Source organism: Curtobacterium sp. MCPF17_047, from assembly GCF_003234045.1.
Lineage (GTDB): Bacteria > Actinomycetota > Actinomycetes > Actinomycetales > Microbacteriaceae > Curtobacterium.
The window spans coordinates 97,695-120,801 of sequence record NZ_QKSF01000006.1 but is presented as its reverse complement, the minus strand read 5'-3'; the positions used below and the strand labels follow the sequence as shown (position 1 = coordinate 120,801).

The window sequence follows — 23,107 nt, the reverse complement described above, 5'->3', positions numbered from 1 at the left end:
ATGAGCACCACACGACGACTCTCTCCGGTCCGGGTCACCCTGGCCACCGTGGTCGCCCTCGCGGTCGCCGTCGGCGGGTACGCCGGCGTCGACCGGTGGCAGAGCGCCCAGGCATCCGAGACGGTGGAGCCCTGGTTCGCCGCGTACACGGACGTCACCGTCACCCCGACGTTCCCGTTCGAGGACGTCAAGTCCGCGAAGGGCCGCGACGTCATGCTGTCCTTCGTCGTCGCGGACCACGACGAGGCCTGCACGCCGACGTGGGGCGCGGCCTACGGGCTCGAGGAAGCAGGGGACCAGCTCGACCTGGACCGCCGCATCGCCCGACTGGAGCAGCAGAAGGGCGCCGTCGGGGTGTCCTTCGGTGGCCTGGCGAACGACGAACTCGCCTCGACCTGCACCGACCCGAAGAAGCTCGTGTCGGCGTACCAGCGCGTGGTCAAGCGCTACGACGTCTCCACGGTCGACTTCGACATCGAGAGCGACGACCTCACCAAGGCGGACGCCGGCAAGCGTCGCGCCGAGGCCGTCGCCGCCCTGCAGGAGCAGCGTCGCGGCGCCGGGCACCCGCTCGCCGTGTGGCTCACCCTGCCCGCCGCGCCGGGCGGCCTGACCGCCGACGGCACGAAGGCGGTGTCGCAGTTCCTGCGAGCCGGGGTCGACCTGGCCGGCGTCAACGCCATGACGATGGACTACGGCACCAGCAAGGGCTCGAGTCAGAGCATGTACTCCGCCTCGGTCGAGACCCTGCAGCAGGTGCACCGCCAGCTCGGCATCCTGTACACCCGCGCCGGCACCCCGCTCGGCGACGGCACGCTCTGGCACAAGATCGGCGCGACGCCGATGATCGGCCAGAACGACGTGCAGGACGAGGTCTTCACGATGTCCGACGCCGCGAAGCTCAACACCTGGGCACGCCAGACCGGGCTCGGCCGGATGTCGATGTGGTCCCTCAACCGTGACACCACCTGCGGCTCGAACTACGTGAACCTGTCCACCGTGTCGAACTCGTGCTCGGGGGTCGACCAGGACGGCAAGCTGTTCGCGGACGTGCTCGGCAAGGGCTTCGGCGGCGGCATCGTCGCGGCTTCGGGCGACGTCACGAAGGCCGAGCCGTCCTCGACCACGCAGCCGTCGGACGACCCGTCGACCAGCCCCTACCCGGTGTGGGACAAGGAGTCGGCCTACCTCGAGGGCACGAAGACCGTCTGGCACCACAACGTCTACGAGGCCAAGTGGTGGACCTCCGGTGACCTGCCCGACGACGCCGTGCTCAGCTCGTACGAGACGCCGTGGCAGCTCGTCGGCCCGGTGCTGCCGGGTGAGAAGCCGGTCGCGCCCGTGAGCCTGCCGACCGGGACGTACCCGGCGTGGTCGGGCACCACGACCTACGACACCGGCGACCGGGTCCTGTTCGACGGCACGCCGTACCAGGCGAAGTGGTGGAACACCGGCGACAGCCCGGAGGCCTCGACCAGCGACCCCGACGGCTCGCCCTGGACGCGCCTCAAGGACTCCGAGGTCCAGGAGATCCTGCACGACGTGGGGTCCGGGAAGGCCGCCCCGGCGGGGTCCGCCGGTTGACGGACGGGAGGCTCCCCACCCGCCGGTGGGGAGCCTCCCGTGTCCCCTGGGGACGGGGCTCTCGCTGACGCGCTCGTTTCCGATACGCTGGGCGACCAAGAGGAGGAGGTCCACGATGCCAGATCCAGTGGTCCCGCAGCCGGGACGTCCGGAACAGCGGCTGGTCGACACCACGCTGACCTTCAGCATGGAGAACGCCGCCGCGCTCACGCCCGAGGCCGGAGTCACAGCGGAAGAACGCGACGCGATCTCGGCGCTGCCGTCGGGTTCGGCGTTGCTCGTCGTCCGTCGCGGCCCGAACGTCGGTGCGCGGTTCCTCCTCGACTCCGACGTCACGACGGCCGGCCGACACCCCGACGCGAGCATCTTCCTCGACGACGTGACGGTGTCGCGCAAGCACGCCGACTTCGTCCGTCGCGGGACGTCGTTCAGCGTGAAGGACCTCGGTTCCCTGAACGGGACGTACTTCGACGGTGTCCGCATCGACGAAGCACTGCTCGTCGACGGCTCCGAAGTCCAGGTCGGCAAGTTCCGGCTGACGTTCTACGCCTCCCGGGTCGACCTGGCGCGCCTGGCGAACGCGTAGTGGCACCCCGCTCCGCTGCGGCGCGGGCGGTGTCCCCGGCGCCGGACCTGCTCACGATCGGGCAGGTCCTCGCCCGCCTGAAGCCGGAGTTCCCCGACCTGTCGAGCTCCAAGCTGCGCTTCCTCGAGGAGCGCGAGCTCGTCACACCGGTGCGCACCCAGAGCGGCTACCGGAAGTTCTCGTCGGCCGACGTCGACCGGCTGCGCATCGTGCTCGGGCTGCAGCGTGACCACTACCTGCCGCTCAAGGTCATCAAGGACTACCTGGCCGACCTCGACGCCGGACGCGAACCGACCCTCCCGGGCGGTGGCGACGCGCCGCGGCCGTCGATGCTCGGGCGCGAGCGCCGGTACTCCCGCGACGAACTGCAGCGTGCTGCCGGGGCGTCGCCGATGCTCGTGGGCGACGCGGTGTCCGCCTCGCTCATCCCGGCGACCGACACCTACGGCGAGGACTCGGTCGGTGTGCTGAAGGCCCTCGTCGAGCTGCAGCGCTCCGGCATCGAGCCCCGGCACCTCCGCACCTTCCGCAGCACCGCCGAGCGCGAGGTCGGCCTCATCGAGTCCGCGCTCATGCCGGTGTCCCGTCGCGGTGACGCCACGTCCCGCGCGAAGGCGCTCGAACTCGCCCGGGAGATCGCCGGACACCTCGAGGTCATCCGCTCGTCACTCATCCGTGCGGCCATCGGTCGGCTCGACTCGTGAGCGGCCCGGGCGGGTCGGACCCTCGACGGCGGCCGGTGCCGGGGCATATCCTCGACACGCCGGACGCGCCGGTGCGGATGTCCCGCTTCCACGCCGCCCGACTCGCTACCGTGGACCTCGGAACAACTCTCAACCCGCTGTTGAAGCTTCGGGTGGGAGCTCGATCGTCGTGGAAGGCAAGCTGATGAGTGGGAACGATGTCCCCGGTACCCCGTCTGACATGACGCGGTACGACCTCGGGCTGCTCTTCACCGACGGCCTGCCCGAGCACGACGAGCAGAACGGCTACCGCGGCACCGTCGCCGCGAAGGCAGCCGGCATCAGCTACCGACAGCTCGACTACTGGGCCCGCACCGAACTCGTGCAGCCCACGATCCGCGGTGCTGCGGGCTCGGGGTCGCAGCGGCTCTACGGCTTCCGCGACATCCTCGTCCTGAAGCTCGTCAAGCGCCTGCTCGACACCGGGATCTCCCTGCAGCAGATCCGCACCGCCGTCAACCAGCTCCGTGAAGCCGGCGTGAGCGACCTGGCGCAGACGACCCTGATGTCCGACGGCGCCTCGGTGTACCTGTGCACCTCGGACGACGAGGTCATCGACCTGGTCTCCCGCGGACAGGGTGTCTTCGGCATCGCCGTCGGCAAGGTCCTGCGCGAGGTCGAGTCCTCCCTGGTGGAGCTCGACGCCACCCCCGCGGAGGACCCGAGCGACGAGCTCGCTGCCCGCCGCGCCACCCGCGCGTCCTGACCGTCCCGGCTGTCGTGTCGTGACCATCCCGGTTCCGACGCCCGCCTGACTGCCGCGCCCCGCGCCTCCCGTCCCGCGTGTGCTCGGCGAGGTCGCGTGTTCTGCCGCCTCCACGGCTGCGGGCCGACAGTTCGAGCGACGTCGGCAGCGGTCATGCGGCGTGTTGCGCGACCTCGGGAGGCGCGGAGGACCGCGTTGGTCCCGTCCGGTCGGCAGGTGATCGCGGCCGACACCGGCCACCACCCCAGCACGTGGCACCGCCGGGGACCCCCGGGAACGACGAAGGGCCGCCCGGAGGCGACCCTTCGTGCTGACGAACGAGCGTCAGGCGATCGCGCCCGCGCCGTCCGCGTACGGCCCGATCTTGCCCGTGCGCATGATCCGCTCCAGCAGCTGGTCGAAGTTCCGTGCCATCTCCTGCGCGGACTCACCCGGCCAGACGTGCAGGGGCTTCGCCGCACCCTGCGCCTGCTGGAGCGACGTGCGCTCCGGCAGCTGCGGCGAGAGCACGAGCGGCCCGAACATGTCGCGGAGCTCCTTGATGCGGAACTGGTGCTCGAGCGACTGCACCCGAGCGCGGTTCACGATGATGCCGAGGGGCTGGAGGCGCGGCGAGAGACCACGACGGATCTCCTCGATCGCGCGGAGGGCCCGGTCGGCGGCGGCGACGGAGAACAGTCCGGGCTCGGTGACGACGGAGACCCGGTCGGAGGCGGCCCACGCGGTTCGGGTCAGCGCGTTCAAGGACGGGGCACAGTCGATGAGGACGAGGTCGTAGTCGGCCTCGACGTTCGCCAGCGCCTCCTCCAGCTTCCAGATGTCGCGGATCGACGGGTGCGGCCCGTCGAAGTTGATGGCCGAGGGCGATCCGACCATGACGTCGATCTTGCCCTGGGAACCCTTCGTCCAGCCGGACGGCGCGATGGCCTGGCGGACGATCTTCTCCTTCGGGTTCTCGAGGACGTCGGCCACGTTGAGGTGACCGGTCAGGTTGATGTCAAGGCCCGTGGAGACGTCCGACTGGGGGTCGAGGTCCACCACGAGGGTGCGCAGACCCTTGGCGAACGCCGCTGACGTCAGGCCGAGCGTCACCGTCGTCTTGCCGACACCGCCCTTGAGGGAGCTCACGCTGAGTACATGCACGATGAGCAACGTTACCGCCAGTAAGGTTGTGAGACCTCAACCCGGGCTGAAAGGGACCTCGTGTTCACCAAGATCCTGGTCGCGAACCGTGGCGAGATCGCCATCCGGGCCTTCCGTGCAGCGTACGAACTCGGTGCCCGGACCGTGGCGGTCTACCCGTACGAAGACCGCAACTCCCTGCACCGGTTGAAGGCCGACGAGGCCTACCTGATCGGCGAACGCGGCCACCCGGTCCGCGCGTACCTGGACGTCTCGGAGATCATCCGGGTGGCCCGCGAGTCGGGCGCGGACGCGATCTACCCCGGCTACGGGTTCCTGTCCGAGAACCCGGAGCTCGCCGCCGCGGCCGCTGCGGCCGGCATCACCTTCATCGGCCCGGGCGAGCACGTGCTCGAGATGGCCGGCAACAAGGTGACCGCGAAGGAGCACGCCATCGCCGCGGGCGTCCCGGTGCTCGCGAGCACCCCGGCCAGTCGCGACGTCGACGAACTCGTCGCGGGTGCCGAAGCGATCGGGTTCCCGGTGTTCGCGAAGGCCGTCGCCGGTGGTGGTGGTCGTGGCATGCGCCGCGTCGAGACACCCGCCGAGCTCCGGCCGGCGCTCGAAGAGGCCATGCGCGAAGCCGACAGTGCGTTCGGTGACCCGACGATGTTCCTCGAGATGGCGGTGCTGCGGCCGCGCCACATCGAGGTCCAGATCCTGGCCGACGCCTCCGGCACCGACGCCGGCACGATCCACCTGTTCGAGCGGGACTGCTCGGTGCAGCGCCGGAACCAGAAGGTCGTCGAGATCGCCCCGGCGCCGAACCTCGACCCCGCCGTCGCCGCGGCACTGCACCGGGACGCCGTGGCCTTCGCCCGGTCGATCGGGTACGTCAACGCCGGCACGGTCGAGTTCCTGCTCGACACCGTGGGCGAGCGGGCCGGCCAGCACGTCTTCATCGAGATGAACCCGCGCATCCAGGTCGAGCACACCGTGACGGAAGAGGTCACCGACGTCGACCTCGTCCAGTCGCAGATGCGCATCGCCGCGGGGGAGACCCTCGCCGACCTCGGGCTGTCGCAGGACACGGTGTCGGTGCACGGCGCGGCGCTGCAGACCCGCATCACGACCGAGGACCCGACGCAGGGCTTCCGGCCCGACACCGGCCGCATCACCACCTACCGCAGCCCGGGCGGTGCCGGCGTCCGCCTGGACGGCGGCACGGTGGCCACGGGTGCGCAGATCAGCCCGCACTTCGACTCGATGCTCGCGAAGATGACGTGCCGCGGTCGTGACTTCCCGGCGGCGGTCGCGCGCGCGCGTCGCGCCCTCGCCGAGTTCCGGATCCGCGGCGTCAGCACGAACATCCCGTTCCTGCAGGCCGTCCTGGAGGACCCGGACTTCGCCCGCGGTGACGTCTCCACGGCGTTCATCGGCGAGCGTCCGCAGCTCTTCGACGGCCACGTGTCGAAGGACCGCGGCACGAAGGTGCTCAACTGGCTCGCGGACGTCACGGTGAACAAGCCGAACGGCTCGCCCGCCGCGCACGTGGTCGACCCGGCACTGAAGCTGCCGACCGCCGACCTCACCGCGCCGCTCCCCGAGGGGCAGCGCGACCTGCTGCTCCGCGTCGGACCGGCCGAGTGGGCACGGTCGCTCCGCGCACAGACCGCCCTGGCCGTCACCGAGACCACGATGCGGGACGCGCACCAGTCGCTCCTCGCCACCCGGGTCCGCACGAAGGACCTCGTCGCGGTCGCCCCGTACGTCGCCCGGCTCACCCCGCAGCTGCTCAGCGTCGAGGCCTGGGGCGGAGCGACCTACGACGTCGCCCTCCGGTTCCTCGGCGAGGACCCGTGGGAACGCCTGACGTCACTGCGGCAGGCGATGCCGAACATCCCGATCCAGATGCTGCTGCGTGGCCGCAACACGGTCGGCTACACGCCGTACCCGACCGAGGTGACGGACGCGTTCGTGGCCGAGGCCGCCGCCACCGGCGTCGACGTGTTCCGGGTCTTCGACGCGCTGAACGACGTCAGTCAGCTGCGTCCCGCCCTGGAGGCCGTGCTCGCCACCGGCACGGCCGTCGCGGAAGCGGCGCTCTGCTACACCGGCGACCTCCTCGACCCGGCCGAGGACCTCTACACGCTCGACTACTACCTGCGGCTCGCCGAGCAGATGGTCGACGCCGGTGCGCACGTCATCGGGATCAAGGACATGGCGGGTCTCCTCCGCGCAGGGGCGGCCGAGAAGCTCGTCGCCGCGCTGCGGGAACGGTTCGACCAGCCGGTGCACGTACACACCCACGACACCGCGGGCGGGCAGCTCGCGACGCTCCTCGCGGCCTCCCGTGCCGGCGCGGATGCGGTCGACGTCGCTGCGGCGCCGATGGCGGGCACGACCAGCCAGCCGAGCATGTCCGCCCTGGTGGCGGCGCTCGCGCACACCGAGCGGGACACCGGCATCGACCTCGGTGCCGTCGGCGACCTCGAGCCCTACTGGGAAGCGGTCCGCCGCGTCTACGCACCGTTCGAGTCCGGGCTCGCCGGGCCGACCGGCCGCGTCTACAAGCACGAGATCCCCGGCGGGCAGCTGTCGAACCTCCGCCAGCAGGCCATCGCGCTCGGGCTCGGCGACCGGTTCGAGCAGGTCGAGGACTGGTACGCCGAGGCGAACCGGATCCTCGGACGCCCGCCCAAGGTCACCCCGTCGTCGAAGGTCGTCGGCGACCTCGCCCTGCAGCTCGCCGCGGTCGACGCTGACCCGGCGGACTTCGAGCAGCACCCCGAGAAGTACGACGTGCCGGACTCGGTGATCGGGTTCATGGCGGGGGAGCTCGGCGACCTGCCCGGTGGCTGGCCGGAGCCGTTCCGGTCGAAGGTCCTGGCCGGCCGCGACGTCCGGATCGCCGTGACGCCGGTGCCGGAGCACGAGCGTGCCGCGCTCGACACCCCGGGGACCGCGCGGCAGCAGGCCCTGAACCGTCTGCTGTTCGAGCAGCCGACCCGGCAGTTCCAGCAGGTCCGCGACGAGTTCGGCGACCTGTCGGTCGTGCCCACCGTGGACTACCTCTACGGCCTGCGGGCGGGCGAGGAGCACGTCGTGCCGCTCGGCAGGGGCGTGAACCTGCTCGTCGGGCTCGAGGCGATCGGCGAGGTCGACGCGCGGGGCATCCGGACCGTCATGGCGACCATGAACGGCCAGTTGCGGCCGGTGGCCGTGCGCGACCGGTCGGTCGTCGTCGAGACCAAGGCCGCCGAGAAGGCGGACCGGTCCGACCCGAAGCACGTCGCCGCCCCGTTCTCCGGGGTCGTGACGCTCAAGGTCGCCGTCGGTGACGTCGTCGAGGCCGGTCAGGCCGTGGCGAGCATCGAGGCGATGAAGATGGAAGCGGCCATCACGGCACCCGTCGCGGGGACCGTCGGCCGTCTCGCGATCCCGGTGACCCAGCAGGTGGACGCCGGCGACCTCCTGGTGGTGCTGCAGTAACGTGACCGTCCGTCCCATCCGCCTGTTCGGCGACCCTGTCCTCCGTTCGCCCGCCGACCCGGTCCGCATCGGGTCCGACGGCGTCCGCGAGCTCGTGCAGGACCTCATCGACACCGTCCAGGAGCCCGGCCGCGCCGGCGTCGCCGCGCCGCAGATCGGCGTCGGGCTCCGGGCCTTCTCGTACAACGTCGACGGGGAGGTCGGGTACGTCCTCAACCCCGAGGTCGTCGAGACGTCCGGCGAGCCCGAGCTGATGGACGAGGGCTGCCTGTCCGTGCCCGGCCTGGCCTACCCGACGAAGCGCTTCCCGTACGCCAGGGTCCGCGGGGTGGACGTCGACGGCGAGCCGGTGGAGCTCGAGGGGACCGGACTGATGGCCGAGGCCCTGCAGCACGAGTGCGACCACCTGGACGGCACCGTCTACGTGATGACCCTCGACCCGGAGACCCGCCGGCAGGCGCTCCGGGACATCCGCGCACAGGACTGGTTCCACTAGGACGCACCACGTCCGGCGGCTGCCCGGACCGCACGACTGCGCGCCGTGGACCGTCCGCCTTCCGCTGCGGCGGACGGCGTCGTAGGCTCCGGTCGACGACCTCGTGCGCTCCCGACGTGCCGACCCCGAACCGGGGGTCGGAGCGGCCGTGTCGTCTGTCCACCGGTTCGCCCGGTCACCGGGCCCCGGACGACCAGGCAGGGGACGACAGATGCACGACGACACCTCCATCCAGCGGCTGGCGCCACGCGCACCGGGGCAGCGACGAGCCGCGGCCGTCGCCACGGCGATCGCGGTCGCGGTCGGTCTGACCCTCGGCGCGGTGGTCGGTGCGCCGGTGCGGGCGAGCGCGGCGACCACGGAGTCCGAGGCGGCCGACTACGCCAGCGACGCGTTCGGCGATGCCTGGGACTTCACCAGCGCAGCGGACTTCAACACCGACTTCTCCGGCACCCCCGCGACGGTGTCCGGCGGTGCACTCAAGGTGGGATTGACGCCGGGGGACCAGCTGTTCCTGGTGCACTCGATCTCGGGCAGCCTGGCGACCGGCCGGGACGGCGCTCGTCAGCCGGTCGACCCGGCACGGTACTCGCGGCTGACCTTCTCGATGGACCAGCCGCTGACCAAGCGCATCGGCGCGGTGTACTGGTTCACCTGCCGCGAGCAGACCGCGGCGTGCGGCGGCGGCTTCACCTTCCCGGTCGTGCAGGGCCCGCACGTCTACACGTTCGACCTCGCGAAGCAGTCGACCCTGCTCGCGAAGGTGCCGTGGCGGTCGGGCAAGAAGGTGGTCTTCCGCCTCGACCCGGTGGTCCTCCCGGGGAACGCCGGTGACACCGGCAAGCAGGCGAGCATCGACTGGGTGCGGCTGCACGCGGCACCGGACGCCTCTCACCCCCACGCCGGCATGCCCGCGGGGACCTACCCCGGTTACACTGTGACCCCGCGACCCCAGCTCGTCGTGGACACCCCGAACCCCACGCAGGGGCAGGACTACGCGACGGCCACCACCGGTCGCCCCTGGAACTTCACCTCGGCGACGGCGACCTCGCACGTCAAGTACTCGAACACCACCGTGCTGTCCCGCGACAGCCGGGGCATCACCGCCCGGAACACCGGCCCGCACCAGAACGACCCGCAGGTCCACCTGCCGGTCTCACGGATGGCGGGGAGCACCTACCACTACCTGCAGTGGGACATGCGGTACGACGGACCGTTCGACCTGTCCGGTTCGGCCGGCGGCGGCAAGATGGCCCGGGCGATCTGGAACGTCGCGGGGACGGGCACACCGCAGATCGGCAACGACCTCCTGACCTACTCGAACGGCAACGCCAGCGAGACGAGTATCGACCTGACGGCACAGAACCCGCTGGACGAGGACGCCCTCACCCCGAAGGCCGGATGGGCCGGACAGACGATCACCGGCCTCCGATTCGACCCGAACGAGGACCCGGGCAAGGCCGTCTGGCACCTGAAGTCCGTGCACCTGCGCGCGGACCCTGCGGCGACCGGGTCCACCACGGTGACCTTCCACGACAACGCCTGGGTGGCGGGCAGCACCGCGGACGTCACGGTGCGCACCGGCAGCGGGGCGTGGCAGCGCATCGCCACCGGTGTCGCCGTGACGAAGGGGGCGAACTCGGTGCCGTTCCGACTCGGCTCGATGCCCGCGGGCAAGTACGCCGTGCAGGTCACGCTGCGGCACCCGGACGGCAGTTCGGACAACGAGACCGCCGGTGCGCCGGTCGTCATGAAGGCCGGTCCGGTGGCCGCGGTGGACCGCTCGCACGACCCCGTCGGCCGCCTCGACTCCGCGACCGCCGGCAGCGGTGGCGTCACCGTCACGGGCTGGGCGTACGACCCGGACACGCGGAACCCGCTCGGGGTCGCGCTCTACGACGGGAAGACCGGGACGAAGAGCCTCGGACGGGTGTCCACGTCGCTCGCCCGTCCGGACGTCGTCCGGGCGCATCCCGCCGCTCCGGCCGCGTCCGGGTACTCCGCGACCGTCCGGCTCTCGGCGGGCACACACGACGTCTGCGCCTACGGGATCAACGTCGGCGCCGGGTCGACGAACCCGCTGCTCGGGTGTCGGTCGGTCACCGTCCGCTGACCCCGTCGCGTCCTCCGGTCGTCGCACCGGGGGACGCCCTCGGGGGACGGAACGTGACACCCGGACGCGGGATTGTCGCACTGTCCTGATCGCGAGGTACGGTGTTCCGCAGCCGGTCACCCGCCGGCGGTTCCCACTCTCCCAGGACGAGCACGATGGCACTCCAGAACGACGAGCTCAGCTCGCACCGCACCCGCACCAACCGCCGCCCCGAGCAGGTCTCGACGAGCACCGCATCGACCGCGGTCCTCGACCCGATCGACGCCCCCGAGGCCCCGCAGGCCTGATCGGTCCGACCGCCACGTCGGTCCGACCGCGACGTCGGTCCGTCAGCCACCGGCCGCACCGGCCACGCACTGGAGGCCCGCCACCCGTCCGACGGACGGGTGGCGGGCCTCCAGGCTGTCCGGCCGGTGCCGGTCGCTCGATGCCAGAGGCTCAGTGCCGTCGTCGCGACTGCACCACCGGCGTCGCCGTGGTCTGCACCTTCGAGCCCGAGTAGATGTACTCGATGTCCGCGGCGAAGTCCCGGAGGACGACCGAACGCTTGATCGTGAGCTTCGGTGTGAGGTGTCCGGAGGCCTCCGTCAGGTCCGCGTCGACGACCGAGAAGGACCGGACCGACTCGGCACGGGACACCCGTCCGTTCGCGGTGTCCACGGCCTCCTGGACGGCCTGCTGCACCCGCTCGTCGTGCGCCGCCTGCTGGGGGCTGAGCGCCGGGGAGATGCCGCGCGCCTCACACCAGCCGGGGAGCATCTCGCGGTCCAGCGTGACGAGCGCGGCGACGAAGGGCTTGCCCTCGCCGACGACGACGACCTGGCCGACGATCGGGTGCTCGCGGATCGCGTCCTCGAGCGGGGCCGGCGCGACGTTCTTGCCGCTCGCGGTGACGATGAGCTCCTTGGCGCGGCCGGTGACGGACAGGATCCCGTCGCCGTCGAGCCGACCGAGGTCGCCGGTGCGGAACCAGCCGTCGCGGAAGGCGGCAGCGGTGGCGTCCGGGTTCTTCCAGTAGCGATCGAAGACGTCGACACCGCGGATCAGGATCTCCTGGTCGTCCGCGATCCGGACCTCGACGCCCGGCAGTGCCCGGCCGACCGACCCGATCCGGAGCTCGGTCGCCCGGTTCACCGTCGCGGGGGCGGTCGTCTCGGTGAGCCCGTAGCCCTCGAGGATGTGCACGCCGATCGAGCGGAAGAAGTGCGACAGCCGCGGGGAGAGCGGCGCGGAACCGCTGATGGCGTACCGGACACGGCCGCCGATCGCGTCGCGGAGCTTGCTGTAGACGAGCCGGTCGAACAGCCGGAACCGCAGGGCGAGCCCGAGCGGGACCCGTCCGGCGCCCACGGCCTCGGAGTGCGCGACGGCGGTGGCGGCGGCGGCGCGGAAGACGCGCCCCTTGCCGCCGAGGTCGGCCTTCTGCTCGGCCGAGTTGTAGATCTTCTCGAACACCCGGGGGACCGCCAGCAGGAAGGTCGGCTTGAAGGTGGACACCGCCCGCATGAGGTCCTTCGTGTCCGGCTCGTGGCCGACCAGGACGCCCGCCGAGACCGACATCGCGGCGATGAACCGTGCGAACACGTGGGCCATCGGGATGAACAACAGCGTGGAGGCGTCCCCGGCGACGATCTCGGACATCGCCTCTGTCGAGCCCTCCACCGTGGCGGTGAAGTTGTCGTGGCGCAGCACGCACCCCTTCGGCCGGCCCGTGGTGCCCGAGGTGTAGATGATGGTGGCGTCATCGCGGCCGGAGACGGCGGCGGTGCGGGCGTCGAGCTCGTCGTCGGCGATCTCCTCACCCAAACGCGCCAGGTCGTCCAGGCCACCGCCGTCGATGGTCCAGTGCTGCCCGAGGTGGGGCAGGTCGGGCGCGATGCCGGCGACACGGCGCGCGTGCTCCTCCTTCTCGACGACGATCGCCACGGACTCGGAGTCCGACAGGATGTGGCGGATCTGGTCCGGGGAACTCGTCTCGTAGACGGGCACGGACACCAGGCCCGCGGTCCACACCGCGAAGTCGACGAGTGTCCACTCCATGCGTGTGCGGGAGAGGATCGCGACGTGCGCCCCGGGCTGCAGACCGGCGGCGACGAAGCCCTTCGCGATGGCGCGGACCCGGGCCAGGACGTCCGCGGCGGCGATGCCGGTCCACGTGTCACCGGTGCGCTCGGCCAGGATCGGTCGCGCGGGGGTGAGCCGTGCGCGGTCGGACAGCAGGCGGGCGGCGGAGCCGTGGTCGGGGGCGACCGGGCCGGTGTCACCGGCCGGTACTGCCTCGTGCGCGGCGGGCGCTCCGCCCGTGCTGGTGGACGTCGTGCGGTCGGCACGCTGATCGGTCACGGCAACTCCCTCGTTGTCCCGTTCGATGTGAGTCCGCTCATCTTCGAGACGGCTCCCGTTCAGCATAGGACGCCTGCCGGGACGTTCGGTGAGTCGCCGCCGAACCGGTAGGCTCCGTGTTCGTGCATGCCATCGGAATCGACATCGGGGGCACCAAGATCGCGGGAGCGGTCGTCACGGAGCTCGGCGAGATCCTCGCCGAGGACCGCGTCGCCACGAACGCTGCGGACCCGGTCGCCATGCTCGACGACGTCGTGTCGATGGTCGAGCGCCTCAGACTCCAGCACCAGGTCGGTGCGGTGGGGGTCGCTGCCCCGGGCTTCATCGACGCCTCGCAGTCGATCGTGTACTACACGCCGAACATCCGCTGGCGGAACGAGCCGCTGCGCCAGAAGCTCCAGGAGCGTCTGGGCGACCTGCACATCACCGTCGACAACGACGCGAACGCCGCCGGATGGGCCGAGTTCCGCTTCGGCGCCGGACGGCTCGTGTCCGACATGACCATGCTCACCATCGGCACCGGTGTCGGCGGCGCGATCGTGACGGAGGACCGGCTGTTCCGCGGTGGCTTCGGCACCGGCGGCGAGATCGGCCACCTGCGGATCGTCCCGAACGGCCTGCCCTGCGGCTGCGGTGCCCGCGGCTGCATCGAGCAGTACGGCTCCGGCCGCGCCCTGCAGCGGATGGCGAACGACGTCGCGGACGCCGGCGGCATCGGTGTCGCCCTGGCCGAAGCGCGCGACGCCAACGGCGGGCACCTCGACGGCGCCGTCGTGGGGGAGCTCATCCTCGCCGACGACCCGGGCGCCCTCGCGGCCCTCCGGCGTCTCGGCCGACACCTCGGCGAGGCCTGCGCGTCGCTGTCGGCCGTGCTCGACCCGCAGCTGTTCGTCTTCGGCGGCGGTGTCGCGAGCGCGGGGGACCGGCTGCTCGAACCGATCAAGCAGGCGTACCTCAACAACCTGCCGGCCCGGGGCTACCACCCGGAGCCGGACTTCGTGATCGCCGAGCTCGTCAACGACGCCGGCGTCGTCGGTGCTGCCGACCTCGCCCGCATCCACGCCCGAACGGCCTGACACCCCCACCCGACGGAGTCGACGATGCTCTACTGGCTGCTGAAGAACTTCGTGCTCGGCCCACTCATCCTGACCCTGTTCCGGCCGTGGGTGATCGGACGGGAGAACGTCCCGGCCTCCGGCCCGGTCATCTTCGCGTCGAACCACGTGTCGTTCATCGACTCGGTGATCCTGCCGGCCGTGCTCGACCGCCGGATGTCGTTCCTGGCGAAGAGCGACTACTTCACCGGCCGCGGCCTCAAGGGCTGGGCGACGAAGACGTTCTTCAACGCGATCGGACAGCTGCCGATCGACCGTTCCGGCGGCAAGGCGTCCGAGGCCTCGCTCCGCACCGGCCTGCAGGTCCTGGCCCGCGGCGAGCAGCTCGGCATCTACCCCGAGGGCACCCGCAGCCCGGACGGCAAGCTCTACCGAGGCCGCACCGGCATCGCCCGGATGGTCCTGGAAGGCCGGGTCGTGGTGGTCCCCGTCGCCATGGTCGGCACGCGCGAGGTCCAGCAGATCGGCCAGAAGTTCCCGAAGTTCAAGCGGGTCGGCGTCGTCTTCGGCAAGCCGCTCGACTTCTCGCGCTTCGAGGGACTGGAGACCGACCGCTTCATCCTGCGGAGCGTCACGGACGAGATCATGCACGAGCTCCGCGGGCTGAGCCGGCAGGAGTACGAGGACGTCTACGCGACGAGCGTCAAGGAGCGGGCCACCACGGCCCGCGAGAGCGTCATGCGCGAGCGTCGTACCACCGCCGGACGGTAGGCTCGGACGGTCCCGCATCCGTCGGGACGCCGTCGGACCGCCGACGGCCGTGCGTGAACCAGAACACCGAGGTGCAGCCTTGTCCGAGTCGATCGACTCCCTCACCCTGCAGGATCCGGACCTGATCGCGGGCCTCGACCACTGGCGCACGCTCCCGATCAAGCAGCAGCCGACGTGGCCGGACCCTGCGGCCGCCGAAGCCGCTTCGGCCGAGATCGCCACGCTGCCGCCGCTCGTCTTCGCGGGCGAGGTCGACCAGCTCCGCGACCGCCTGGCTGCCGCAGCGTCCGGTCGGGCGTTCCTGCTGCAGGGCGGTGACTGCGCCGAGACGTTTGCCGGTGCCACCGCCGACTCGATCCGCGACCGCGTCAAGACGATCCTGCAGATGGCGGTCGTCCTCACCTACGGTGCGTCGACCCCGGTCATCAAGATGGGCCGGATGGCGGGCCAGTTCGCCAAGCCCCGGTCGAGCGACCTCGAGACCCGCGGGGACGTCACACTGCCGGCGTACCGCGGCGACATCGTCAACGGCTACGACTTCACGCCGGAGTCCCGCCAGGCGGACCCGCGTCGACTGGTGCAGGGCTACCACACGGCCGCGTCGACCCTGAACCTGGTGCGCGCGTTCACCCAGGGCGGCTTCGCGGACCTGCGGCAGGTGCACTCGTGGAACAAGGGCTTCGCCGCCAACCCGGCGAACGCCCGCTACGAGAACCTGGCCGCCGAGATCGACCGCGCGATCCAGTTCATGGCCGCGTGCGGTGCCGACTTCGAAGCGCTCAAGCACGTCGAGTTCTACGCCTCGCACGAGGGCCTGCTCATGGACTACGAGCGCCCGATGACCCGGATCGACTCGCGCTCCGGCCAGCCCTACGACACGTCCGGCCACTTCATCTGGATCGGGGAGCGCACCCGTGACCTCGACGGTGCCCACGTCGACTTCCTGTCCCGCGTGCGGAACCCGATCGGCGTGAAGCTCGGCCCGACCACGACGGTCGCCGACATGGAAGCCCTCATCGAGAAGCTCGACCCCGAGCGCGAGCCGGGCCGCCTCACCTTCATCACGCGCATGGGAGCCGGCAGGATCCGCGACGAGCTGCCCAAGCTGCTCGAAGCGGTGAAGGGCATGGACGCCACGCCGCTGTGGGTCACGGACCCGATGCACGGCAACGGCCTGACGACCCCGAACGGCTACAAGACCCGCCGTTTCGACGACGTCGTGGACGAGGTCCTCGGCTTCTTCGAGGTCCACCGCGCGGTCGGCACGTACCCGGGCGGCATGCACGTCGAGCTCACGGGCGACGACGTCACCGAGTGCCTCGGCGGCTCGGAGCACATCGACGAGGCCACCCTGGCCACACGCTACGAGTCGCTCTGCGACCCGCGGCTGAACCACATGCAGTCCCTCGAGCTCGCCTTCCTGGTGGCCGAGGAGCTCCGCGCGCACCCGTCGGTCACCCGCAGCTGACCGCTGGACCGCCTGCAGGACGGGAGGCCCGACACCGGTCCGGTGTCGGGCCTCCCGTCCGTCGTCGGGCCGCGACGCGCAGCAGGCCCTACTGGTCGTAGGAGAGGGCGATCGTGTCGCCCTTGTGGACCGTGGCCCCGGTGCCCGGGTTCGTGGACGTGACCGGCAGCTTGCTCTTCCAGTCGTAGAACCCGCAGAGGATGTTCGTGCAGTCCGGGTAGCTGACCTCCAGCCCGAGCGCCTGCAGGGTCGCGGTGGCCTCGTCGATGGTCTTCCCCTCGAGGCCCCTCGGCATCGTGATCGGAGCGGGCCCCTTCGACACGACGACGTCGATGGCCGTGCCCTTGACGACGGGGTCGTCGGCGGGGGCGGCGGAGACGACCTGGCCGGCCGGTGCCGTCTCACTGAACTGCTGGGTCTGGCTGCCGAGCACCAGGCCGACGCCCTGCAGCGTGGCGGTCGCGTCGGCGACGGTCTCGCCGGTGACGTCCGGGACCGCGCCGAGCGAGACGGTGAGCGTGACCGGGCCGCGCTCCGGGTACTGCTCGACGGTGGTGAGGTCGACCGCGCCCGAGCTGTCGCGTCCGGTCGCGGCGATCACGGTGTCGGCGGGGACGTCGGCTGAGAACCGGTACTGCGGGTCCTGGAGGTCGAAGTCGTCGTCCAGCGCCGCGCGGGCGGTGGAGACGGACTGCCCGACGATCGTCGGCAGGCTGATCATCCGCGGACCGCTCGACACGACGATGCGGATCGCGGTGCCCTTCCGGACCGCGCGCTCGGCGGGCGGCTGGGTCGCGGTGACCAGGCCGGCGGCGACCTGCAGGTCGGGACGGCTCGTGGTGGCCTCGGCGGCACGGAGACCGTTCGACACGAGCGCCTGGCGGACCTGCGAGACCGTCTTGCCCGCGACGGCGGGGATCCGGACGTTGCCACCCGGTCCGGGGCCGTACCAGGCGGCGATCCCGGCGCCGACGACGGCCAGGACGAGCACGATGACCAGCGCGATCCAGCCGCGCTTCCGCCGCTTGGCGGACTTGTCGGCCAGGCGCTGTCCGGCCGGCGACAGGGTCGCGGTCACCGCGCCGGTGCGTCGCGGCCCGGGTGTGTTGCGGTTGCGGGGGCGCGCCAGCGTCTCCTGCGTGCCCCGACGGTCCAGGACCGTGGTGTCGTGCTCGCTGGCGTCCTCGACGTCGTCCCCGAAGGCCGCGGCTCCGGGACTGCCACCGGACGGGAGGATCGCGGTCGCGTTCTCGGGGCGGAGCACGGCGGTCCGGTACTGCCCGGTCGCGCGCTGCTGTGCGCCGGCCATGTGGTCGAGCATCTCGCGGGCGTCGAGGGGACGGTCTCGCGGGTCCCGGGCGGTGGCCCACAGGACGAGGTCGTCGAGCTCGGCGGGGACACCCGGCCGTGCCGCACTCGGCGCGGGGACCGTGTCGTTCGCGTGCTGGTACGCGATCTGCATCGGCTGCTCGCCCTTGTAGGGCTGCTCGCCGGTGAGCATCTCGTAGAGCATGATGCCGAGCGCGTAGATGTCGCTGCGCGAGTCGGCGGCGCCGCGGGTGACGAGCTCGGGGGAGAGGTACGCGATCGTGCCGAGCAGTGCGGCGCCGGTCGCGGTGTTCGCGGTGGTGGCTCGGGCCAGCCCGAAGTCGCCGAGCTTGATGCGCCCGTCGTCGGCGAGCAGGACGTTCTCCGGCTTGAGGTCGCGGTGCACGATGCCGGCGCGGTGGGCCGAGGCCAGGCCGGCGAGCACGGCGCGGAGGATGTCCGTCGCCTGCTCGGGTGTCAGCGCGCGGTGTTCGTGCAGCAGGTCCCGGAGCGTGATGCCCGGGATGTACTCCATGACGATGTAGACGCAGTCGTCCTCGGCGCCCTGGTCGTAGACGCCGACGAGGTTCGGGTGGGACAGGCGGGCGGCGGAGCGGGCCTCCTGGATGAAGCGCTCACGAAAGGCCTGGTCGTCCGCCAGGTGCCCGTGCATGATCTTCACCGCGACCCGGCGCTCCAGCCGGACGTCGGTCGCCAGGTACACGGTCGCCATGCCGCCGCGCGCGATGCGGGAGCGGACGCGGTACCGCTGATCGATCATGCGACCGATCATCGGGTCCGTGGCGGCGTTCGTGGTCATCTGCGGCATTCTACGAATCCGGACGGGGAGGACCGGCACCGGCGCACCGGTCGTTACACGATCTCGACCGGAGGGATGACCCGGCGCTGCGGATCGACCGGAGGTCAGAGCGAGCGGAGCCAGGCGTGGGCCGACTGCTCCCACTGGGCGTAGGCCTTCGGGTACGCGGACCGCTGGACGGCCTGCGCCGCCTCGGTCACGCTCATCGACGACCAGCCCGGGATGTCGAGCAGACCGGCGGTGACGCCGGGGTTCGGGTTGCGCGAGCCGCCGAAGAAGAGCTCGGACGCGTACACGGTGTCCTGGAGCTGACCCGGCGTGCCCCAACCCTGGCTCGGACGCTGCTGGAACAGACCGACGGAGTCCCGGTCGCCGTGTGCGAGGTTCCGGAGGTTCGACTCCTGCATCGCGGTGGCCAGCGCGATGACGAGGCCCCGGTCCGAGACGCCGAGTGAGCGGCCGACGCGGACGATCGTGGCGGCGTTGGTGCGCTGCTCCGTGGAGAGCGACGGGCCGCTCGAGGGCAGGACGAGCGTGCTGCCGGCGTAGATCGTGCTCGTGTAGGTCAGGCCGTTCGCCGCGAGGAGCGACGCGACCGAGACCCCGTGCGTGGTGGCGACCGAGACGATGGTGTCGCCGTTGCCGATGGTGACCGAGCCAGCGCGACGCACGGTGGCGGTCGTGGTGGGCGCGGCACTGGGTGCCGACGGCCCGGCGGTCGTGGCGGTCTTCGTGGCACTCGACCGTCCGGCCGGCACGCGCAGGGACTGACCGGGGTAGATCACGCTGCGCTGCGAGAGCTCGTTGGCGGTGAGGAGCGCGGCGGTCGAGACGCCGACCTTCGCCGCGATGCCGGAGACGGTGTCGCCCTGCTTGACGTGGTAGCTCGCGGTCGTGGCGGTCGACGTGACCGCTCCGCCGACCGGGGTCGAGGCGAGCCGGAGGGTCTGTCCGGCGTGGATGATCGTGTTCCAGCCGAGGCCGTTGCGGACCAGGATCTCCTGCGCCGACAGGCCGTACCGTGCGGCGATGCCGGAGACGGTGTCCCCCTGGCGCACGGTGTAGGTCGTGGGGGCCGCGGAGCGCGTGGCGGCGACGGTGGTGACCACCGGCTTCTGCTGGCGGGCGACCGCGGTGGCGAAGACCGGCCCGGAGCCGAGGTCCCGGTCCTCGTCGACGTGCCGGCGACCGGACTCGTCGTCGTGGCGCTGCTCGAGGTGGGCGATCGGTCCGGTCAGTCCGGCGGTCACCGCGATCGTGCCGGCGAGGACGATCGGCATCGTCGCGAAGCGCGACGAACGGAGGCGTCGGGCTGCCTCGTCGGGGGTCGTGTCCCTGTCCACGGTCGTTCTCCTGTCTGGCGCACGTCGTCGGTACGGGGTTGGTCTGTCGGCCGTGTGTGCACACACGGCGCACCCAGGTGACCACACGCTGACATGCTGTGATTCCCAAGTCAACCAGAGCGCCGGAAGTTGTGCTCGTGACTCATGTGACTTCTGTGACTTCTGTGACTGGTGTGACTCGATCGAGCCGGATCGGGCGTGCTCGACGGGCTCGCGCCCCCCGGGTGCTGCGCGGGTCCGCCCGGCTCTGGCACGATGGGACCCGTGAGTGCTGCCCTTCCCGGAGACGACGCCCTGTCCGAACGCTGGCTGACCGTGCCCGACCTGGTCGAGCTGCTGGGGGTGAGCCCCGGCCGCGTCCATCGCCTGTTCGAGGAGCGGACCCTGCTGCCCGCCCGCGTGGACGGCGTCCTGCGCGTCCCGAGCGAGTTCCTCGACGACACCGAACCGCTGCCCTCGCTGCGCGGCACCCTGATCGTCCTCGGCGACAACGGGCTCACCGATGACGAGGCCGTCCGGTGGATGCTCACCGAGGACGACGCGATGGGGACGACACCGATCGCCGCGCTCCGTGCGAACCGCAAGGCCGAGGTCCGGCGCGCCGCGCAGTCGCTGCTGTAGCACCGGCCGACGCGACCGACCGACGGACGGGAGGCCCGACACCAGCTGGTGTCGGGCCTCCCGTCTGTACGGGGTCGCGCCGGATCAAGGTCGAGCCGGATCAGGCGGAGCGGCGGCTGACCGTGTCCGCGAGCGAGGCGAGCTGTTCGCGGGCCGACGGGGTCAGCGGCGACGCGTCGAGCGCGGCCTTCGCCCGCTGGACGTGCCGCTCGATCGAGCGTTCGACCGCACTGACCGCGCCGGAGTCGGTGAGGGTCGCGCGGAGCATCTGCACCTGGTCGTCGTCGAGGTCCGGGTCGCCGAGCAGCTCGTCGAGCAGCTGGCGGGCACCGACCGGGAGGGACTTGCGGGCGGTCGCGACGAGCACGGTGCGCTTGCCCTCGCGGAGGTCGTCGCCGGCGGGCTTGCCCGTGACCTCGGGGTCTCCGAACACGCCGAGCATGTCGTCTCGCAGCTGGTACGCCACGCCGAGGGGGAGTCCGAACGACCGGAGGCCGTCGAGCTGGCTCTCGCTGGCGCCCGCGATGAGCGCGCCGATGAGCAGCGGTGCCTCGACCGAGTACTTCGCGGACTTGAAGACGATCACCCGCTGCGCCCGGACGAGCTGTTCGGCGTCGTCGACCGTCGGCCAGGCGGTCTCCTCGTGGATGTCGAGGTACTGACCCGCGGTCACCTCGAGCCGCATCGTGTGGAACTCCTGGCGGACGATCCGCGCGCGCACCGGGTCGAGCAGCGCGAGGGCCTCGTCGAAGAGGGAGTCGCTGAGCGAGAGCAGCATGTCGCCGAGGAGCAGTGCGGCGTTCGTGCCGTAGAGCGCGCGGTCGCCCACCCAGCCGGAGTCGGCGTGCTGCGACTCGAAACGGCGGTGCGCTGCCGGACGCCCGCGACGGGTGTCCGAACGGTCCATGATGTCGTCGTGCACCAGGGCTGCGGCGTGGAAGACCTCGAGTGCGGCGGCGGCGGTGACGATCGCCTCGGCCGTGGTCTGTCGGGCGCCTTCCGACAGTGGGTCGAACGAGCCCGAACGGCCCGCCACGGACTGCCAACCCCAGTAGCAGAACAGCGCCCGGAACCGTTTGCCGCCGGACAGCAGGTCACGGGCGAACGTGTCGAAGGAGACCAGGTCGGGACTGATCGCCGCGAGGCGGTCGCGCTGCTCGTCGAGAGCCCGATCGATCCGCGCCGAGACGAGGTCCACTAATCGCGTACTCTCAGCCACGGTCCTTACCTTAGTGGGTGGTCCGGTCGTAAGATCGATCCACCCCTTCCACCGCGTCGATCCCAGGAACCAGAGGGAACCAAGATGCCACTCTCGGAGCAAGAGCAGCGCCTCCTCGAAGAGATGGAGCGGAGCCTCTACCAGAACGACTCCGACTTCGTGGCGCGCGTCACCCGCCGCCAGGGCCGTCCGACGTACACCGCGATCACGATCGGTGTCCTGATCGGTCTCGTCGGCGTCGGTGTGATCGTCCTCGGGCTCGTCATCAAGCAGCCCCTGATCGGTGTGCTCGGTTTCGTCGTGATGCTGGCCGGGGTGCTCTTCGCCCTCCGCCCGGGTGGTCGGACCCCGACGGCCCGTCCGGCGCGTGCCGCGTCGGCGTCCGCGCGCTCCGCCCGGACCGGAGCACGACCGGCTCGCGGATCCTCCGGCGGCTCCTTCATCGACCGGATGAACGAGCGCTGGGACAAGCGCAACCAGCAGGACTAGTTCCTCCACATTCCTCCACGGGGTCGGCCTTCCCAGGCCGGCCCCGTTTTTTCGTGCCCGGCGCGGACCTTCCTGACTGCACGACACCGGTGTCCGGGTTCGGCGCCGCCGCATGACGCGGCGTGATGGACGAACACCGGTGTTCTGCGCGCCCGGATCCCTCCACTGCGCTCCACTCGGACGGGAGGCCCGTGGTTGCGCGGATCGAGCGGCATCTGTCGGTCCGTGAGTGCCCCCAGAAGGGGTGCCGGAGGCTGAGAGTGGTGCGCTGGAGCAGCGAAGTGGAGGGAAGTGGAGTACCGTGGGGCGAGACGAAGACCGGTGGAGCTGAGGGGAGGCCCCGAGTGCTGCTCGGTACCCATGCCCCGAAGCTCGACGAGAAGGGTCGCGTGATCCTGCCCGCCAAGTTCCGGGACGAACTCTCCGGCGGTCTCGTCATGACCCGTGGCCAGGAACGGTGCGTGGTCGTCTTCAGCGCCAGGACCTTCGAGGAACTCCACGAACGGATCCGCCAGGCGCCGATGACGTCGAAGCGGACCCGTGACTACATGCGCTTGTTCCTCTCCGGAGCGAGCGCCGAACAGCCCGACAAGCAGAACCGCGTCACGATCCCGCAGAACCTCCGCGAGTACGCGGGGCTCGAGCGGGACCTGACGGTCATCGGCAGCGGTGACCGCGCCGAGATCTGGTCGACCAGTGCGTGGGAGGCCTACTACGCGGAGACCGAAGAGGCCTTCGCCGAGAACGACGAGGAGGTGATCCCGGGGATCTTCTGATCCGTGGATCGAGACTCCCAGCCGTCCGCCCTGACACACCTTCCCCGGTGTC

19 protein-coding genes are annotated in these 23,107 nt (G+C 71.3%); 14 read left to right on the top strand and 5 right to left on the bottom strand.

Features of this window, described 5'->3' with window-relative positions; genetic code table 11:
* The 4 genes from DEJ33_RS07995 (at position 1) to DEJ33_RS07980 (ending at position 3,619) form a co-directional block, all read left to right on the top strand.
* Positions 1 to 1,584, top strand: a complete 1,584-nt coding sequence (locus DEJ33_RS07995; RefSeq protein WP_181437273.1) for a chitinase — start codon at positions 1 to 3, stop codon at positions 1,582 to 1,584.
* 115 nt (positions 1,585 to 1,699) lie between these two features.
* Positions 1,700 to 2,170 carry an FHA domain-containing protein gene (locus tag DEJ33_RS07990; RefSeq protein ID WP_110903079.1) on the top strand — a complete coding sequence of 157 codons (471 nt, stop codon included), beginning with the start codon at positions 1,700 to 1,702 and terminating at the stop codon, positions 2,168 to 2,170.
* Positions 2,170 to 2,874: a MerR family transcriptional regulator gene (locus DEJ33_RS07985; RefSeq protein WP_111194663.1), complete on the top strand. Its 705-nt coding sequence runs from the start codon at positions 2,170 to 2,172 to the stop codon at positions 2,872 to 2,874. Before DEJ33_RS07990 ends, DEJ33_RS07985 begins: the two co-directional genes overlap by 1 nt.
* A 184-nt stretch (positions 2,875 to 3,058) precedes the next feature.
* Positions 3,059 to 3,619: a MerR family transcriptional regulator gene (locus tag DEJ33_RS07980; protein ID WP_110825505.1), complete on the top strand. Its 561-nt coding sequence runs from the start codon at positions 3,059 to 3,061 to the stop codon at positions 3,617 to 3,619.
* A 324-nt stretch (positions 3,620 to 3,943) separates the two neighbouring features.
* Here the strand turns inward: DEJ33_RS07980 and DEJ33_RS07975 are convergent, their stop codons facing one another.
* Positions 3,944 to 4,762, bottom strand: coding sequence for a ParA family protein (locus tag DEJ33_RS07975; RefSeq protein WP_111077742.1), 819 nt, complete (start codon positions 4,760 to 4,762; stop codon positions 3,944 to 3,946).
* 60 nt (positions 4,763 to 4,822) lie between these two features.
* Here DEJ33_RS07975 and DEJ33_RS07970 point away from each other — a divergent pair, with 60 nt between their 5' ends.
* The 4 genes from DEJ33_RS07970 to DEJ33_RS17570 all read left to right on the top strand — a co-directional run bounded on the left by DEJ33_RS07970 (position 4,823) and on the right by DEJ33_RS17570 (position 11,129).
* Positions 4,823 to 8,233: a pyruvate carboxylase gene (locus DEJ33_RS07970; RefSeq protein WP_111077648.1), complete on the top strand. Its 3,411-nt coding sequence runs from the start codon at positions 4,823 to 4,825 to the stop codon at positions 8,231 to 8,233.
* Between the two features lies 1 nt (position 8,234).
* Complete coding sequence (gene def, locus DEJ33_RS07965; protein WP_111077647.1) at positions 8,235 to 8,729, top strand: peptide deformylase; 495 nt, start codon at positions 8,235 to 8,237, stop codon at positions 8,727 to 8,729.
* A 211-nt stretch (positions 8,730 to 8,940) separates the two neighbouring features.
* On the top strand, positions 8,941 to 10,842 hold the full coding sequence (locus DEJ33_RS07960; protein ID WP_111194662.1) for a hypothetical protein: 1,902 nt from the start codon (positions 8,941 to 8,943) through the stop codon (positions 10,840 to 10,842).
* Positions 10,843 to 10,997: 155 nt separating this feature from the next.
* Complete coding sequence (locus DEJ33_RS17570; RefSeq protein WP_258374595.1) at positions 10,998 to 11,129, top strand: hypothetical protein; 132 nt, start codon at positions 10,998 to 11,000, stop codon at positions 11,127 to 11,129.
* A 151-nt stretch (positions 11,130 to 11,280) separates the two neighbouring features.
* Here DEJ33_RS17570 and DEJ33_RS07955 read toward each other — a convergent pair whose 3' ends face one another.
* Positions 11,281 to 13,185: a long-chain fatty acid--CoA ligase gene (locus tag DEJ33_RS07955; protein WP_258378127.1), complete on the bottom strand. Its 1,905-nt coding sequence runs from the start codon at positions 13,183 to 13,185 to the stop codon at positions 11,281 to 11,283.
* Between the two features lie 122 nt (positions 13,186 to 13,307).
* On the opposite strand from DEJ33_RS07955, the gene DEJ33_RS07950 reads away from it, so the two are divergent.
* The 3 genes from DEJ33_RS07950 (at position 13,308) to DEJ33_RS07940 (ending at position 16,479) form a co-directional block, all read left to right on the top strand.
* Positions 13,308 to 14,261 carry an ROK family glucokinase gene (locus tag DEJ33_RS07950; protein ID WP_110903196.1) on the top strand — a complete coding sequence of 318 codons (954 nt, stop codon included), beginning with the start codon at positions 13,308 to 13,310 and terminating at the stop codon, positions 14,259 to 14,261.
* A 24-nt stretch (positions 14,262 to 14,285) separates the two neighbouring features.
* Positions 14,286 to 15,011, top strand: a complete 726-nt coding sequence (locus tag DEJ33_RS07945; protein ID WP_110903197.1) for a 1-acyl-sn-glycerol-3-phosphate acyltransferase — start codon at positions 14,286 to 14,288, stop codon at positions 15,009 to 15,011.
* A 121-nt stretch (positions 15,012 to 15,132) separates the two neighbouring features.
* The gene (locus DEJ33_RS07940) at positions 15,133 to 16,479 is read left to right on the top strand and encodes a class II 3-deoxy-7-phosphoheptulonate synthase (RefSeq protein ID WP_111077740.1); all 1,347 of its coding nucleotides are present in this window, start codon (positions 15,133 to 15,135) and stop codon (positions 16,477 to 16,479) included.
* 88 nt (positions 16,480 to 16,567) lie between these two features.
* Here the strand turns inward: DEJ33_RS07940 and pknB are convergent, their stop codons facing one another.
* Positions 16,568 to 18,607, bottom strand: a complete 2,040-nt coding sequence (pknB, locus tag DEJ33_RS07935) for a Stk1 family PASTA domain-containing Ser/Thr kinase (RefSeq protein ID WP_111194737.1) — start codon at positions 18,605 to 18,607, stop codon at positions 16,568 to 16,570.
* A gap of 104 nt (positions 18,608 to 18,711) precedes the next feature.
* Complete coding sequence (locus DEJ33_RS07930) at positions 18,712 to 19,950, bottom strand: LysM peptidoglycan-binding domain-containing protein (RefSeq protein ID WP_258374598.1); 1,239 nt, start codon at positions 19,948 to 19,950, stop codon at positions 18,712 to 18,714.
* A gap of 264 nt (positions 19,951 to 20,214) precedes the next feature.
* Between DEJ33_RS07930 and DEJ33_RS07925 the strand changes: the two genes are divergently transcribed.
* Entirely contained in the window at positions 20,215 to 20,571 is a 357-nt protein-coding gene (locus DEJ33_RS07925) for an Rv2175c family DNA-binding protein (RefSeq protein ID WP_258374599.1), read from the top strand.
* A gap of 100 nt (positions 20,572 to 20,671) precedes the next feature.
* On the opposite strand, the gene DEJ33_RS07920 is transcribed toward DEJ33_RS07925, so the two are convergent.
* Complete coding sequence (locus tag DEJ33_RS07920) at positions 20,672 to 21,790, bottom strand: polyprenyl synthetase family protein (protein WP_111077643.1); 1,119 nt, start codon at positions 21,788 to 21,790, stop codon at positions 20,672 to 20,674.
* Positions 21,791 to 21,874: 84 nt separating this feature from the next.
* Between DEJ33_RS07920 and DEJ33_RS07915 the strand changes: the two genes are divergently transcribed.
* Together DEJ33_RS07915 and mraZ are read left to right on the top strand one after the other, a co-directional pair.
* The gene (locus DEJ33_RS07915; protein WP_111077642.1) at positions 21,875 to 22,279 is read left to right on the top strand and encodes a DUF3040 domain-containing protein; all 405 of its coding nucleotides are present in this window, start codon (positions 21,875 to 21,877) and stop codon (positions 22,277 to 22,279) included.
* A gap of 344 nt (positions 22,280 to 22,623) precedes the next feature.
* Positions 22,624 to 23,055, top strand: a complete 432-nt coding sequence (mraZ, locus tag DEJ33_RS07910; protein ID WP_110903088.1) for a division/cell wall cluster transcriptional repressor MraZ — start codon at positions 22,624 to 22,626, stop codon at positions 23,053 to 23,055.
* Positions 23,056 to 23,107: the final 52 nt, after the last annotated feature.

Excerpts from the sequence above, each read along its gene's own strand:
- pknB (WP_111194737.1), bottom strand. The coding sequence starts at position 18,607 with ATGACCACGAACGCCGCCACGGACCCGATGATCGGTCGCATGATCGAT.
- DEJ33_RS07995 (WP_181437273.1), top strand. The coding sequence starts at position 1 with ATGAGCACCACACGACGACTCTCTCCGGTCCGGGTCACCCTGGCCACC.
- DEJ33_RS07990 (WP_110903079.1), top strand. The coding sequence starts at position 1,700 with ATGCCAGATCCAGTGGTCCCGCAGCCGGGACGTCCGGAACAGCGGCTG.
- DEJ33_RS07980 (WP_110825505.1), top strand. The coding sequence starts at position 3,059 with ATGAGTGGGAACGATGTCCCCGGTACCCCGTCTGACATGACGCGGTAC.
- DEJ33_RS07915 (WP_111077642.1), top strand. The coding sequence starts at position 21,875 with ATGCCACTCTCGGAGCAAGAGCAGCGCCTCCTCGAAGAGATGGAGCGG.
- DEJ33_RS07945 (WP_110903197.1), top strand. The coding sequence starts at position 14,286 with ATGCTCTACTGGCTGCTGAAGAACTTCGTGCTCGGCCCACTCATCCTG.
- DEJ33_RS17570 (WP_258374595.1), top strand. The coding sequence starts at position 10,998 with ATGGCACTCCAGAACGACGAGCTCAGCTCGCACCGCACCCGCACCAAC.
- DEJ33_RS07960 (WP_111194662.1), top strand. The coding sequence starts at position 8,941 with ATGCACGACGACACCTCCATCCAGCGGCTGGCGCCACGCGCACCGGGG.